The sequence below is a fragment of the Peptoclostridium sp. genome, assembly GCF_009881055.1.
GTDB lineage: Bacteria > Bacillota > Clostridia > Peptostreptococcales > Peptostreptococcaceae > Peptoclostridium_A.
Genome location: NZ_WXFG01000016.1, coordinates 95032 through 110721, shown reverse-complemented (window position 1 = coordinate 110721; position 15690 = coordinate 95032). Strand labels below are relative to the sequence as shown.

Annotated in this window: 13 protein-coding genes; all 13 read right to left on the bottom strand. The window is 45.4% G+C overall.

Annotated elements, in window-relative coordinates:
* Positions 1–6: 6 nt before the first annotated feature.
* The gene (gene dapG, locus GT589_RS03340; RefSeq protein WP_293395970.1) at positions 7–1215 is read right to left on the bottom strand and encodes an aspartate kinase; all 1209 of its coding nucleotides are present in this window, start codon (positions 1213–1215) and stop codon (positions 7–9) included.
* A gap of 122 nt (positions 1216–1337) precedes the next feature.
* On the bottom strand, positions 1338–3428 hold the full coding sequence (pnp, locus tag GT589_RS03335) for a polyribonucleotide nucleotidyltransferase (RefSeq protein WP_293395967.1): 2091 nt from the start codon (positions 3426–3428) through the stop codon (positions 1338–1340).
* A gap of 83 nt (positions 3429–3511) precedes the next feature.
* Positions 3512–3778 carry a 30S ribosomal protein S15 gene (gene rpsO, locus GT589_RS03330; RefSeq protein ID WP_293395964.1) on the bottom strand — a complete coding sequence of 89 codons (267 nt, stop codon included), beginning with the start codon at positions 3776–3778 and terminating at the stop codon, positions 3512–3514.
* A 71-nt stretch (positions 3779–3849) separates the two neighbouring features.
* Complete coding sequence (locus GT589_RS03325; RefSeq protein ID WP_293395961.1) at positions 3850–4803, bottom strand: bifunctional riboflavin kinase/FAD synthetase; 954 nt, start codon at positions 4801–4803, stop codon at positions 3850–3852.
* Positions 4804–4818: 15 nt separating this feature from the next.
* The gene (truB, locus tag GT589_RS03320) at positions 4819–5724 is read right to left on the bottom strand and encodes a tRNA pseudouridine(55) synthase TruB (protein ID WP_293395958.1); all 906 of its coding nucleotides are present in this window, start codon (positions 5722–5724) and stop codon (positions 4819–4821) included.
* Positions 5725–5741: 17 nt separating this feature from the next.
* On the bottom strand, positions 5742–6710 hold the full coding sequence (locus tag GT589_RS03315) for a DHH family phosphoesterase (RefSeq protein ID WP_293395954.1): 969 nt from the start codon (positions 6708–6710) through the stop codon (positions 5742–5744).
* On the bottom strand, positions 6703–7062 hold the full coding sequence (gene rbfA / locus GT589_RS03310; RefSeq protein ID WP_293395951.1) for a 30S ribosome-binding factor RbfA: 360 nt from the start codon (positions 7060–7062) through the stop codon (positions 6703–6705). The genes GT589_RS03315 and rbfA overlap by 8 nt, the downstream gene beginning before the upstream one ends.
* 31 nt (positions 7063–7093) lie before the next feature.
* Positions 7094–9082 (bottom strand): translation initiation factor IF-2, encoded by a 1989-nt coding sequence (infB, locus tag GT589_RS03305; RefSeq protein ID WP_293395948.1) that lies wholly within the window; start codon positions 9080–9082, stop codon positions 7094–7096.
* The gene (locus tag GT589_RS03300) at positions 9060–9389 is read right to left on the bottom strand and encodes a L7Ae/L30e/S12e/Gadd45 family ribosomal protein (protein ID WP_293395945.1); all 330 of its coding nucleotides are present in this window, start codon (positions 9387–9389) and stop codon (positions 9060–9062) included. Before GT589_RS03300 ends, infB begins: the two co-directional genes overlap by 23 nt.
* Positions 9379–9648: an RNase P modulator RnpM gene (gene rnpM / locus GT589_RS03295; RefSeq protein WP_293395942.1), complete on the bottom strand. Its 270-nt coding sequence runs from the start codon at positions 9646–9648 to the stop codon at positions 9379–9381. Before rnpM ends, GT589_RS03300 begins: the two co-directional genes overlap by 11 nt.
* Before the next feature lie 18 nt (positions 9649–9666).
* On the bottom strand, positions 9667–10785 hold the full coding sequence (nusA, locus tag GT589_RS03290) for a transcription termination factor NusA (protein WP_293395939.1): 1119 nt from the start codon (positions 10783–10785) through the stop codon (positions 9667–9669).
* Between the two features lie 16 nt (positions 10786–10801).
* Positions 10802–11263: a ribosome maturation factor RimP gene (rimP, locus tag GT589_RS03285; RefSeq protein ID WP_293395936.1), complete on the bottom strand. Its 462-nt coding sequence runs from the start codon at positions 11261–11263 to the stop codon at positions 10802–10804.
* Between the two features lie 125 nt (positions 11264–11388).
* On the bottom strand, positions 11389–15690 hold the full coding sequence (locus tag GT589_RS03280) for a PolC-type DNA polymerase III (protein ID WP_293395934.1): 4302 nt from the start codon (positions 15688–15690) through the stop codon (positions 11389–11391).

The window sequence follows — 15690 nt, the reverse complement described above, 5'->3', positions numbered from 1 at the left end:
AGGCATCTACATGTAAAGTGCGAACTCATCATGCAGTGAATTCACAGCTTTTTTTACGTCTTCTGTCTTTATAAGACATGATATAGTCATATGCGAGTCCGTAGTCTGGAGTATGTCTACTCCCGCCCCGCTCAGAGCTGTCACTATCCGTGACATAACTCCTGGTATGCCTGTAATCCTGTCTCCTATGACCGTAACCTTGGAGCACTCTGTAGCAATTGTATATTCTGCATTATGTTTTTTGAGCGTCTCCTCTATTTTGCTTACCTCGTCGCTGTTTACCGTGAACGCCTTTTGAACCATGAAAAAGTTGATCATGTCTATGCTTATGTCCTGGGCCTTTATCTCGTCAAGTATTTCGGAGAAAATACCAATATCGCTTGTATTAACTATGACTTGAGCAACGTTATCCTTGCTGGCAACTGCAGTTATAAGCTTCTTGCTCATATTGTAAGTATCCTTTCCCTTGTTGTAGCCGACACTAGTGCCTTCGCCCTCGCTGAGCGTGTTTTTGATCTTCAGGACTATATTGCTGTTTTTAGCAACCTCCACAGCTCTCGGATGAATTACCTTGGCTCCGGTTTCGGCCATCTGGAATACCTCATCATAATTTATGCTCTCTATTGTGCGCGCATTCGGCTGTATTTTAGGATCGGCCGTCATTATTCCCTCTACATCGGTATATATCTCTACTACGTCTGCATTCAGAGCGCTTCCTATCACCACAGCTGAGGTGTCGCTTCCGCCTCTTCCAAGAGTTGTAACCTCGCCGTCCCTGGTCACGCCCTGGAATCCTGTGATTATTACAACCTTGCCGTGTTCCAGCTCACTTTGAATCCTCTTTGGATCAACTTCAAGGACGCTGGCGTTCGAAAACTTGTCGTCTGTTACTATGCCCGCCTGCGCGCCGTTTAGCAGCACTGCGCTTATGCCGCAGTCTCTTAGCACATGAACCAGGAGCGCTCCCGATATAATCTCACCGCAGGACATTAGCATGTCCATCTCCCTGATGCTGATATCGCTGCCGCTTATGTCCTTGCACAGTCCTATGAGTGTATCTGTCGCGTAGGGTGCCCCTTTTCTTCCCATTGCGGAAACTACTACTACAAGCTGGTCTCCCCTGTCGACACAGCTTTGTATTATGTCCGCCACTCTTCTCATCCTCTGTATGCTTTCAAGCGATGTTCCGCCGAATTTTTTAATTATTATGCTCATATCGTGTTTCCTCCGTTCAATCACAGTAAAGTCTTCTATACCATTATAAGTTACCTGTTTTTGATAATCAATATTTATGCTGTATTCGGCGCGTGACAACAAAAAAATAAGCACAAATGTGCTTATTTTTCTAAAAGTGCTTTCCTTGAAAGGTTTATTCTTCCCTGCTCATCTATCTCCATAAGCTTAACCTGTACAATGTCTCCAACATTCAGCACGTCCTCAACTTTTTCAATGCGTTCATGCGCTATGTTTGATATGTGTATAAGCCCTTCCTTGCCTGGCAGTATCTCTACAAATACTCCGAACTTCATGAGCCTTGTAACCTTGCCAGTGTAAATTTCGCCCACTTCAGGCACTTTTACAATGTTTTCTATTATAGCCTTTGCCTTGTCTCCAGCCTCGAGATTTTCAGCTGTTATGAATACTCTGCCGTCGTTTTCGATATCAATCTTGACACCAGTATCCTCTATTATCTTGGTTATCACCTTGCCCCCAGGTCCTATTACATCTCTTATCTTGTCTGTATCGATAAGCATCTGTATTATTCTCGGCGCATAAGGTGAAAGCTCAGGCCTTGGCGCTGTCATTGTTTCCTGCATCTTGCCAAGTATGAAAAATCTGCCGTCCTTTGCCTGTCTCAGTGCATTCTCAAGCACGCTTCTGTCGATACCGTGTATCTTTATGTCCATTTGTATAGCAGTTATACCTTTTTTAGTTCCTGCAACCTTGAAATCCATATCTCCAAGGAAATCTTCCATGCCCTGTATGTCTGAGAGTATGGCTATGCTGTCATCCTCTTTGATAAGTCCCATGGCTATGCCTGATACCATGTCCTTTACAGGCACTCCTGCATCGAGCAGTGAAAGAGTGCTTCCGCATACGCTCGCCATTGACGATGAGCCGTTTGAGCTTAGTATCTCTGAAACAAGCCTTATAGCATACGGGAATTCATCCTTGCTTGGCAACACAGGCTCCAGGGCCCTTTCTGCAAGCGCTCCGTGTCCTATTTCTCTTCTTCCAGGCCCTCTAAGAAACCTTGCCTCTCCCGTACTGAAAGGAGGGAAGTTGTAGTGGTGCATATATCTTTTTTCTTCCTTTTCATCTAGCCCGTCAAGTATTTGAACGTCTCCGAGGGCTCCCAGAGTAGCTATAGTCAGCGCTTGAGTCTGTCCTCTTGTGAACAGCGCAGATCCGTGAGTCCTAGGAAGCACGCTTACCTCACTCCATATAGGCCTTATCTCTTCAAGACCCCTGTTGTCAGGCCTTATGCCCTCTTTGGCTATCATTGTCCTTACCTGCGTTTTCACAAGCGAGTCGAGCGCAGCCTTCACATCCTTTTCAATCTCGCCGAAGCCTTCGGCGTATTTCTCCTCGAAATGAGCGATAGTCTCGGCTTTCACCTTGTCCATGTTTTCGACTCTTTCAAGCTTGTCGGCAGTCCTTATAGCAGAAATCATTTTTTCTGTTGCATATTCATTGACCATTTCCTTTATTTCAGGATCGGTTTCGAATACTACATATTCCTGCTTTGGCTTTCCTTCCTTGGCGGCTATATCCTCCACGAAACCAACTACATTCTTAACCTCTTCGTGCGCCTCCATTATGGCCTCTATCATTATCTCTTCGCTTACCTCGTCTGCTCCGGCTTCCACCATCATTATGGCGTCTCTGGTGCCTGAAACAACAAGGTACATTGCGCTCCTATCCCTCTCGTCAAGCCTTGGATTGACTACAAGCTGTCCGTCCACAAGTCCTACCGAAACCGCTCCTGTTGGTCCAGCAAACGGAACTGACGATATTGAAAGGGCAATTGACGAGCCTATCATCGCAACTATGTCAGGATTGCAATCCTGATCCACAGAAAGCACCTTTGTAATAACCTGAACCTCGTTCCTGTAACCCTTAGGGAAAAGCGGCCTTATAGGCCTGTCTATAAGTCTTGAAGTCAAAACAGCCCTCTCAGACGGCCTTCCTTCTCTTTTTATGAAACCTCCAGGTATCTTACCCACGGCATACGATTTTTCCTCATAATCGACGCTCAGAGGGAAAAAGTCTATACCTTCCCTTGGTGAAGCCGAAGCGCATACAGTTGCAAGGACAACCGTATCCCCGTATCTTACCAGGCAGCTTCCATCCGCCTGCTCTGCCACCTTGCCAATCTCAACAGTCAGTTTTCTTCCTGCAAGATCCATTTCATAACTCCTGTACATAAACTACCTCCTTCCGAAATAGCAACGCCTTAATATTGCTTGTCCTTCTACTATAGAAAAAGAGCAGGTTTAACCCGCTCTTGCTACTTTCTTAAACCAAGTTTTTTAATTAGTTCCTGATATCTTACAAGGTCTTTCTCCTTAAGATATCTAAGCAGGTTCCTTCTTTTACCAACCATCTTGAAAAGACCTCTTCTTGAGTGGTGGTCCTTCTTGTGAGTCTTAAGGTGATCATTAAGCTGGTTTATTCTTGTAGTAAGTATTGCTACTTGAACCTCCGGAGAACCAGTGTCATTTTCACAAGTCTTGAACTGCTCGATTATGCTCTGCTTTGCAACTTTTTCTAACATTATTACAGCACCTCCATTAATTTATCCCCATTTGCCAAGTATACGTTGGTGACTCGAATACTTAGCAAAGGTTAATTACCACTTTGTATTGTACCATATTGAATTTTGCAAGTAAATAGTTTTTTAATATTTTGGACGTCGTTTTGAAGCTGCTTTTTCAGCTCTTCTATTGAATTGAATTTGATTTCATTTCTAAGCCTGTCCAGAAAAATTATTCTGGCAGTCTTTCCATAGACATCGCCGCAAAAGCCTATTACATGAGTTTCGACGGAAAGCCTGCTGCCGTCAATTGTTGGATTGTAGCCGACGTTCGTAGCACCACAGTACTCTTTGCCGTCCATTATGACCTTTGTGTAATAAACTCCCGTCTTGGGTATTAGAGCGCTTTCGTCTGCATGTATGTTTATGGTTGGGAAGCCTATCTGTCTGCCGAGTTTTCTGCCGTGGACTATTGTCCCGCTCACATCATATTCTCTCCCGAGCATAATGCCGGCTTCCTTTACATTGCCTTCGCTGAGCATTCTTCTGATTAGCGAGCTGCTTATCTTTTGCCCGTTCCTTAGTATTGGCTCTATTACATCCAGACTGTAGCCGTAATCCTTGGAGAGTCGCTCGAGCCTATGTATGTCGCCTGCCCTGTTTTTGCCGAAGCGAAAGTCATATCCGACTACTACCGCCTTTGCTCTGAGCTTTTCAATAAGCACATTCTTTATGAACATTTCTGGCTCCAGGCCCGAAATCCTTTCATCGAATGGCAGACTGACAAAAATATTTATGCCCATATCCTCTATAAGCCTCAGCTTTTCAGGTTTTATTGTCAAAAACCTTACGTGCTTACCCTTCAAAAAATCGCTGGGGTGATTTTCAAATGTCAGCAGCAAGCTTTTAAGGCCTCTTTTTTCCTGAACATCTACTGCCTTTTTTATAAGGCTTTGATGCCCAAGGTGAACACCGTCGAAGTTCCCTATGGTGACTACCGTGTCTTCATTGATTGTTATTTCGTCCAAACTGCTGTATATCTCCATAAGTCCATCTCCAAATTACACAAGTAATTTATAGCATTTTATGCAAAGCTGGTCTTCTTCAAGGCAGCCTCTGCCTATGCCGTAGAAAATGCCCTGGGAATAAACCCTTACCAGCTCGCCTTCCTCTATGTCATCCTCAGCTGCAAATCCCTTGCCATACACGTAGGCTCCATTAAGAAAGGATTTCATTGCGGACTCGTATATTTCAACTTGCTTGTATTCTCTGAGTGCAAAGTCAGTAGGCAAAAGAATTCCCCTGGCTCCGTCAAGCCTTAAGGCCTCTTCAAATTCCTCCAGAGTATATGAGTTCTCTAGGTTGAATTCGCCAGATGACATTCTAAGCAGGAATGACATGTAAGCGCACAGCCCAAGCTTATCGCCAATGTCATTGCATATGCTTCTTATATAAGTGCCCTTTGAGCATTCCACATCAAACAGCACGCTGTTTCCTTTAATTCTAACCACTTTGATGTCGTGAATGAATATCCTCCTGGACTTTATCTCGACATCACTTTTGCCTGCTCTTGCCAACTCGTACAGCTTTTTGCCGTTGACCTTGAGAGCCGAATATATGGGAGGCTGCTGAAGCTGCTCGCCTCTGAAGCTTTCTATAGTCCTTAAAATATCATCTTCCGATGGCATTTCAAAATCAGAGATTCTCTCCAGAACAGCTCCGAAGGAATCGTATGTGTCTGTCTTTATCCCGAGGGTCAGCTCGGCCCTGTACTTTTTTTTCTTGTCCTGTATGAACTCGCATATTCTTGTAGCCCTGCCTATGCAGACCGGTAGAACTCCTGCTGCATTGGGATCGAGTGTTCCTGTATGGCCGATTTTCTTTATCCCTGTTATTTTCCTAAGCATTCCTACAACATCATGCGAAGTCATACCTGTTGGCTTTAATATGTTAACTATGCCGTTCAATATATCACCACTTTATATTATCGCTTAAGAGCCTTCTTTATTTCCGATAGGACTAAATGCTTTGCATTTTCTATTGTGTCAGCTATTGTGCAGCCTGCAGCCCGGACATGGCCTCCTCCGCCAAACTTCTGGGCTATTACGTTCACGTCCGCATATTCTTTGGACCTTAGGCTCACTCTTATGTCGTTTTCAGCTTTTTCCTTGAAGAGCGCTGCAATTTCAACATTTTCAATATCTCTTGCATAGTTTATTATGCCTTCCGTACTGTTTGATTCAACGTTATGCCTCCTGAACATCTCCTGGGTGAGCTCAATAGTTGCAATATTGTCGCCGTGGAGCGAGAGCGTATTTAGAGCATCCCCCAGGAGCTTCATCCTGCTGAAGGAATTGTTCTGGAAGAGGTTCTTGACTATGCTGTCCTTGTCTATGCCAATTTTTATGATCTCACATGCCATATTGAAGCTATCTGCACCGGCATTCGAATACATGAAATTCCCTGTGTCTGTTATGAGCCCCGTATAGAGGCTAGAGGCAATATCAGCATCTATAATATCGAGTTTTTTTTCCTTCGAAATCTGCTTGAGTATATAATAGACTATCTCGCTAGTCGAGGACGCCTCTTTGTCCACATAGTTGACATCTCCGAAGCAGTCATTGCTTACATGATGGTCTATGTTTATAATGCTTGATGCTCCTGTTTTAATGTCCTCACGGCAGCATAGCCTTTTGTAATCGCCGCAGTCGAGGGCGATTAGGCTGTACTCTCCTGACATGTCTCCTTCCAAAGCGGCAACCTTAGAAGGCTTCATGAGAAACTCAAGATTTGAAGGCACAGCATCGTCCATGGCTATAAATACCTTTTTCTTGAGCTTCATCAGCGCCATGCATAGTCCGGTAATCGAGCCTATGCTGTCGCCGTCAGGATTGCAGTGAGAAGTTACAACGAAACACTCCCCATTGAGCAGCTTGTCTATAAGCTTAATCATTGTTGCCCTCTTCATCCTTTAGCTTGTCGATTAGTTTGGACATGTATATTCCTCTTTCAATCGAATCGTCCAGCTTGAAGACTATCTCGGGGGTGTATCTTAACTTTATGTCCCTGCCGACTTCCTTTCTTATGAAACCGCTCGCGCTCTTAAGGCCCTTGAGCGCAGCCTCCTTGTCGCCCATAAGCACGCTTACATAAACGTATGCATATTTAAAATCCTCAGTGACATCGACTTCTGTAATGCTAGTAAGAGTCGAAACTCTTGGATCTTTTATTTCACCGGATTGGATCATTGTGCTGATGATTTTTTTGATCTCCTCGCCAATTCTCTTTAATCTCATTTGTCCCATGGCCTTGTTTCCTTTCTAAGGTCTGAATCACCTATTTTTTCCTTGCAACTTCCTTCATTACATAAGCCTCTATCACGTCTCCAAGCTTGAGGTCGTTGAAGTTTTCGATGCTCATTCCGCACTCATAGCCAGAGGCAACCTCTTTGACATCGTCCTTGAATCTCTTTAGCGACGCCAGCTTGCCATCATGTATTACTATTCCGTCTCTAACTAGTCTTATCTGGGAATTCCTCTGTATCTTTCCGTCTGTGACGTAGCAGCCAGCTATAGTTCCTATTCCGGAAACCTTGAAAATATCCCTGATCTCAGCCTTTCCGGTTTCTTCTTCCACGAATTCAGGCTCAAGCATTCCGTGCATTGCATCCTTTATGTCCTCTATTGCATCATATATTACTCTGTAGGTCCTTACGTCGACGCTTTCCCTCTCGGCAAGAGATTTTGCTCCCGGAACAGGCCTCACATTGAATCCTATTATTATGGCATTTGAAGCTGTGGCAAGCATCACGTCTGATTCGTTTATTGCTCCTGCTCCGCCGTGTATTACCCTTACAGCAACTTCTTCATTGCTGAGCTTTTCAAGTGACTGTTTGACGGCCTGAACCGAGCCCTGAACGTCAGCCTTTATTATTACATTAAGGTCCTTTACGGCCCCTTCCTGCATCTGCTTGAAGAAGTCATCAAGAGAAACCTTCTGGCCTGCCTTTAGCATTTCTTCCCTTGCCTTGGCCTTTCTCTTGTCAGCTATGCTCCTTGCTATCTTGTCGCTTCCCACCACTACAAACTGGTCGCCAGCGTTAGGAACATCCGATATGCCCAGTATCTCAACCGGCATCGAAGGTGTAGCCTTTTTCACATTCTTGCCCTTGTCGTCAATCATCGCTCTTATTTTACCGTATGTCGAACCAACAACCACAGGGTCACCCACTCTGAGTGTTCCATTTTGAACTATTACGGTTGCTACAGGTCCTCTGCCCTTGTCCAGCTCGCCTTCCACGACTGTACCGACAGCCTTCCTGTCTGGATTTGCCTTGAGTTCTTCCATTTCAGCTACAATCAGTATCATCTCAAGCAGCGTGTCTATGTTTTCATTCTTTAGGGCCGATACTGGCACAGATATAACTTCTCCGCCCCAGTCCTCTACAAGAAGTCCCTGGTCTGCAAGCTCCTGCTTTACCTTGTCAGGATTTGCCGAAGGCTTGTCCATCTTGTTTACCGCCACAATAATTGGCACATTGGCCGCCTTGGCGTGGTTTATAGCCTCTATAGTCTGAGGCATAACGCCGTCGTCAGCTGCAACTACGAGTATGGCTATGTCTGTCACCTGGGCTCCTCTTGCTCTCATCGAAGTAAAAGCCTCGTGGCCTGGAGTGTCCAGGAAAGTTATTTTTTTGCCGTCTATTTTGACTGTGTATGCGCCTATGTGCTGAGTTATTCCGCCGGCTTCTTTAGCCTGCACATTTGCATTTCTTATAGCGTCAAGCAGCTTTGTTTTACCGTGGTCAACGTGTCCCATTACTGTAACTATAGGCGGTCTTGACACAAGATCCTCTTCCTTGTCGGCTTCAATATCTATATCGCTGACTTCCTCTTCCTCTTCCATGCTGATTTCATAGCCGAACTCAAATGCTATTTCATTGGCTACGTCTATGTCCACTTCGTTGTTGATAGTGGCCATTATGCCTCTTTTGAAAAGCACTGTTATTATTTCTGCTGGCGTCTTGCCAAGCAGCTTTGCAAGCTCCGCAACCGAAAGCACGCCCTTGAAAGTCAGTTTTTTCAGATCGATGTGCTCTTCCTCAGACTCGTTTTGCTCTTTTGCTGATTCTCCCTCGCCTGCTGTCTTCGCCGACGTAGACTTGCTCTCGTCTCCCAGCAGTTCCATTATAAGTTCAGCTTCATCTTCCTCTATGGTGCTCATATGGTTTGCCACTTTTATATCCAACTCCTCCAGCCTCTCAATGAGCTCCTTGCTTGAAATACCCAGCTCCTGTGCCAGTTTATATACCCTTGTCCTTGACATAAGGCTCACCCCCTAATAATTCCATTATTCTCTTGTGAAATTCTGCATTCTTTATTCCGACAGCAGCTCTATTTTCTTTTCCTATAGCCCTGCTTATTTCGTCCTTGCTAAAACATATATAGAAATCTACACCGTAGCTTTTAGCCTTGTCTGAGAGCTTCTTTCTAGTGTTCTCGGAAGCATCCTGCGCTATTATAAGCAGCAGCAGTGAATTTCTCCTGATTTCATTAATCAAGGCGTCTTCCCCTGTGACCAGGTTCCCGCTTTTTGCGGCAAAACCAAGCAACGTAAGAACACTATTTTTCATATTTTCTTAGCTCCTCTCTGAGCTTATCATATACTTCGTCCGGTATTTCGACGTTAAGCGCCCTTGACAGCGACTTCCTCTTTATGGCATCTTCCAGGCACGCAAGACTGCATATATAAGCTCCTCTTCCGTTTGCCTTGCCGGTATGATCGAGGAAAACCTCGCCTTCCTTTGTTCTTACTATTCTAAGAAGAGTCTTCTTGTCGCTTCTTTCCTGACAGCTCACGCACTTTCTTAAAGGTGTTTTCCTTTTTTTCAAATCAAAGCACCTCCAGACTTAATTGTTTTCTTCGAGTTTGGCTTCTACTTCATTTTCCTGCTCGGCTCCCTGCAAAACCTGCTCTTGTGAATCACAGCTTGCATCCGCCTGACTTTCGCTTTTTATGTCAATCTTCCAATTTGTAAGCTTTGCCGCCAGCCTTGCGTTCTGGCCTTCCTTGCCAATGGCAAGTGAGAGCTGGTAATCCGGCACAATGACCTTAGCGCTCTTCTCGGCTTCGCATACTTCCACCGATATAACCTTCGACGGGCTTAGCGAATTTGAAATGTACTCCGCCATGTCTTCGCTGTACTTTATTATGTCGATTTTTTCTCCGTTTATCTCGTCCACCACAGTTTTGACTCTGGCGCCTTTTGGTCCAACGCAAGAACCTACAGGATCTACGTTCTCGTCCACCGATGATACTGCAATCTTTGTTCTTGATCCGGCTTCCCTGGCTATAGAGTTTATCTGTACTGTGCCTTCGTATATTTCTGGCACTTCAAGCTCAAAAAGCCTCTTTACAATTCCCGGATGGCTTCTTGATAGGAATATCTGAGGTCCCTTTGTTGTCTTTTTGACCTCAGTTATATACGCTTTTATTCTTTGTCCTATATTGAACTCTTCGCCTGGAATCTGCTCTGTCGCGTTCAGTACGCCTTCCGTCTTTCCAAGCGACACATATACTATGCCCTTTGACACCCTTGCCACAGTGCCTGTAATTATCTCCGATTCTCTGTTTGTGTACTCGCTGAATATTACGTCTCTTTCAGCCTCTTTGATTCTCTGTACTACTACCTGCTTTGCATTCTGCGCGGCTATCCTTCCAAAATCCTTCGGAGTCACTTCTTCCTCTATTATGTCTCCCACTTCTATTGAAGCTCCGTATTTGGCCTTTGCATCCTCTATTGTAATCTCCAAAAGCGCGTCTTCTATTACGTCAACGACATTTTTCTCGGAAAATACCTTTATGTCACCTGTCTCGCGATCGATTTTGATTCTCACGTTCTGGGAAGAACCGAAGTTTTTCTTGTAAGCTGAAACCAGAGCCGCTTCTATTGTGTCAATGAGTATGTCCTTGGCAACGCCCTTTTCCTTTTCTATCTGTTCCAGAGCCAGTATGAACTCAGCATTCATGATTATTATTTCCTCCTTAAAACTTTACGGCAAGTTTGATAACCGCCACGTCTTTTCTATTGAATTCAAGCATGTTGCCGTTTGAATTAATCTTTATTATGTCACCCTCGAAAAGCCCGACAAGCTCTCCCTCAAAATGCTTTTCGCCTTCCACAGGCTTGTAGAGACTTAGCTCCACATCTCTTCCGGCGAATATTTCGAAATCCCTTTCCCTCTTGAGTTTTCTGTCGAGTCCCGGTGATGAGACCTCCAGATAGTAATTTTCTTTTATTACGTCCGCCTCGTCGAGCTTTTCACCTACATACTCGCTCACCTTCTGGCAATCGTCGAGGTTGACTCCGCCCGGCTTGTCTATATATATTCTAAGGAACCAGTTCTTTCCTTCTTTTACATATTCCACTTCGACAAGCTCATAGCCTTCGCTTTCAATCACAGGCATTGCCATTTCTTCCACTAACGCAACCACATGTTTGCTCATTGCCCTTACCCCCATGGTTTTATAAAAGCAAAGAGTGGGTAATTTCTCCCACTCCTTCAATAGATTCATAGTTGATAGTTTTTGCCATAGATAGTATAACACACAACGATTCTAATTGCAAATCATTAAAGCAACGAGAGCTGGTTAGTCTCAGGCATGTCACCAGCACAACCGCTTTGTACCATAAGCTCTATAACTGTCTTTGACACCTTTGTCCTGTATCTCATATCCTCTAGTGAAAGGAATTCGCCCTGCTCCCTCTCGCTTACTATGTTGAGAGCTGCGTTTTCTCCTAGTCCAGGCAGTGCCAGAAGCGGTGGAAGCAATTTGCCGTCTTTTATCTTGAACTTCCTGGCGTCCGAACTGTATATGTCAACATTCAGGATTTCGATGCCGCGAAGATACATCTCTTTTACAACCTCCAAAAGCGTGTATAGATTTTTCTCCTTGGCCGTGGCCGAGTTGCCGAGGCTCTCTATTTCTCTCATACGCTCTGCTATAGCTCCTTTTCCGCGAAGTATGAGAGTTATGTCGAAGTCTTCGGCCTTTGTGGTGAAGTACGTCGCATAAAATGCTCTTGGATAGTGGACCTTGAAGTAGGCTATCCTGAATGACATCATCACGTATGCCACGGCATGTGCCTTGGGAAACATGTATTTAATCTTGTTGCAGGAATCGATATACCACTGCGGGACGCTGTTTTTCTTCATTTCAGCCTCGTCCTCTTCGTTAAGGCCCTTGCCCTTCCTTATCTTCTCCATTATCTTGAACGACTGCTTTGGCGGCACTCCCTTAAGAATCAGGTAGTTCATAATGTCGTCCCTTGTTGATATTACTTCCTTGAGCTCGGCAACCCCCTTACGCACGTATTCCTGCGCATTGTTTAGCCATACGTCAGTACCGTGCGAAAGACCCGATATCCTCACTAGTTCTGCAAATGTCGTCGGCATAGTATCCACAAGCATCTGCCTTACAAACTTTGTGCCAAACTCCGGCACCGCAAAAGTCGCCACAGTGGAATTCAGCACCTCCTGAGATACCCCTACGGCTGTTGTCGCGCTGAAAAGGCTCATCGTCTCCGCGTCATCCAGAGGAATCTTTGTGGCGTCAAGCCCTGTCAGCTCCTCTAGCATTTTTATTATTGTAGGGGTATCGTGGCCGAGTATGTCTAGTTTCAGAAGCCTTCCGCTGATGGCATGATAATCAAAATGCGTAGTTATCACCCCGGAATCGGGATCATTTGCCGGATACTGTATAGGGCAAAAATCGTATATTTCCTTGTAATCCGGCACAACCATTATTCCTCCCGGGTGCTGCCCAGATGTCCTCTTTATGCCCGTGCAGCCGCCTGAGAGCCTTTCTATCTCGGCGCTTGTACATGTGATATTGTTTTCCTCCACATACTTTTTGACAAAGCCGTAGGCAGTCTTGTCAGCTATTGTGCCTATTGTTCCGGCCTTGTACACATAGCCCTTGCCAAATAGCACCTCTGTGTACTTATGAGCTGTGGCTTGATACTCTCCGGCAAAGTTAAGGTCTATGTCCGGCTCCTTGTCGCCTTCAAAGCCCAGAAAAACTTCAAAGGGTATGTCATGCCCGTCCTTTAGGTATCTGGCGCCGCATTTAGGGCAGTCCTTGTCAGGAAGGTCCGCACCCGAGCCGTAGCTTCCGTCCGTTATGAACTCAGAATTCTTGCAACTGCTGCATACATAATGTGGAGGCAGCGGATTGACCTCTGTTATGTCGCTCATCGTCGCCGCCAGTGAAGAACCCACGGATCCCCTCGACCCTACCAGATAGCCGTCTTCCAGCGATTTTGTCACCAGCTTCTGGGCTATGATATACATTACTGCATAGCCGTTGCTTATTATGGATTTGAGCTCGCGCTCGAGCCTTTTTTCTACTATCTCCGGAAGTGGATTGCCATATATTGAACATGCCTTTTCATAGCACATATTCCTCAGGTCCTCGTCGGCCCCCTCTATACGCGGTGGGAACGTCTCGTCGGGAATCGCCTTTACCTCATCCACCATGTCTGCAATCCTGTTTGTGTTCTCAATGACCACCCTGCTTGCAAGCTCGGCTCCGAGATATTCAAAATCTGCGAGCATCTCGTCTGTGGTCTTGAAATACAGAGGATTTGTGTCATTATTGTCACCGTAGCCCTGGCTGTGCTGCAGTATGTTCCTGTACATGGCTTCGTGCTCGTCGAGGTAATGTACGTCTCCAGTGGCTACTACGAGTTTGCCGGTCCTTTCGCCGATTTCAATTATCCTGCGGTTTATGTCCTCCAGCTCGCCATGTCCTGATACAATGCCCTTTTCAACCATGAAGCTGTTGTTTTCAATGGGCATAATCTCATAGTAGTCGTAAAACTCTGCTATAGGCCTTAGTTCGCCTTCGTCTGCGTTTCGCAGCACCGCCTGGTACAGCTCGCCTGCCTCGCATGCGCTGCCAACCAGCAGCCCTTCTCTGTATTTTGTGAGCAGTGTCTTTGGAATTCTGGGGCGCTTGTAGAAATAGTCAATATGCGATTTGGAAATTAGCTTGTAAAGGTTCTTGAGCCCCTCCTGGTTTTTTACCAGTATAGTCACATGGTATGTGTTGAGCTTTTTATAGTCGGCCTGTTTGAAATGGAAGTTGACCTCATCCAACCTTTGAATGCCCTGCTTTTTGAGTTCTTCCAAAAACTTAAGGTATATCCTGGCAGTAGCCTCTGCATCATCTACAGCCCTGTGGTGGTTATTGAGCGATACCCCCATATTCTTGGCTATAACGTCAAGCTTGTAGCGTTTGAGCTGTGGCAGGAGTGCCTTGGCCAGCCTCAGCGTATCCACATAGAGACTTCCAAATTCCAGCCCTATCCTCTTGCAGCTCTCCCTTACAAAACCCATATCAAAATCGGCATTGTGAGCCACAAGAACGCTGTCCTTTGCAAAGCTTAAAAAATCTGGCAGCGCCTGGTCGATTGTAGGCGCATCCTTTACCATTTCCGCCGATATTCCGGTTAGCTCCTGTATCTTGAGCGGTATGTCCCTTTCGGGATTTACAAAACAGCTGAACCTGTCTACTATTTCAAAATTCCTTATCTTAACAGCCCCTATCTCAGTTATTCTGTCATTCGTATTAGAAAGGCCGGTGGTCTCAACATCGAACACCACAAATTCCTGAGAAAGCGGGAGACTGTTGGGCTGGCTTATAAGCGGTATGTTGTCGTTGACAAGATATCCTTCAACGCCGTATATGACCTTTATTCCGCATTTTTGCGCTGCGCTCATGGCATCAGGAAAAGCCTGCGCCACCCCATGGTCTGTAATGGCCACTGCCTTATGTCCCCAGCTTGCAGCCCGCTTAATTATATCTCCGACTGGCACCACAGCGTCCATAGCCGACATCTGCGTGTGTGCATGAAGCTCCACCCTCTTTACAGGTGCGTCGTCACTTTTTTCCACGGGCTTTGACTTTTCAATGTCGCTTGCATTGAATGCCATTTCTTTGCTGTACGAGTCGTATACAGCCTCGCCCCTTATCCTGAGGAAGGATCCTTTTTTGACCTCATCTGATACCGCATCCTTTTGTTTTTCCGAAAGAAAAGCCTTACAGGTTACCGAGCTTGTATAGTCGGTCACCGAAAATATAAGCAGCCTTTTCCCGTTTTTCAACTCGCGCGAGTCCGTATTGAACACCGTACCTTCAATTACTGATGCTCCACCTTCTATGCGCAGCTCCGAAATCTTTAAGGCCTCTCCGCTTATCTTCTTGCCAAGTATTAGCGCTGAATTCAAACCGCCTTCCTGCTTTGTCTGCGCAGCGCCCGAGCTCCTTTCTTTCCTTGCGGGCTCAGCTGTTTGTGAAAGTTTCATTTTAGCTATCTCTTGGGCTTCTTCTTCTTTTTGAGCTGCCATTTTTTCAGCTCTCGAATCCATATTGTTGAACTGTGCAACAAACTCGACATCAGAATATATGCCAGTCTGCTCCGCAACGAGACATCCCAGCTGCTGCTGTAGCCTTTTTTTACCTACAACATCCAGCATGAATTGGTTTGATACTGCGATGTCCAGCTTTTCGCGAGTTCTGTCCCATTCTATATCCTCGGGTTTGCAGTTTAGTGACCTGAGCTGGCAGTTAATATAGTAGGCCAGATTCTCAATATATTGTCTGAAATCCTTATCCGAGCAATCTGTGGCAAAACATCTGTAGAAAACCTTTATCCTTACTCGCTCAAGCCAATCCAGCTTTGATTTTATATGCTGCTGGAGCTTTGAAAGCTCCGCTGCACCTATGACCTCCTGCGGCTCCAAATGGATATCTAGAGCTTTCTCTTCTCTGAAATATACCGCCTTGGACAAAAAAGCATCCCCGATTGAAGGATGCAATTCTTGCAAGTCTATTCCTATTTTTTTAACGTATTCTCTTGCTGTTTCCAT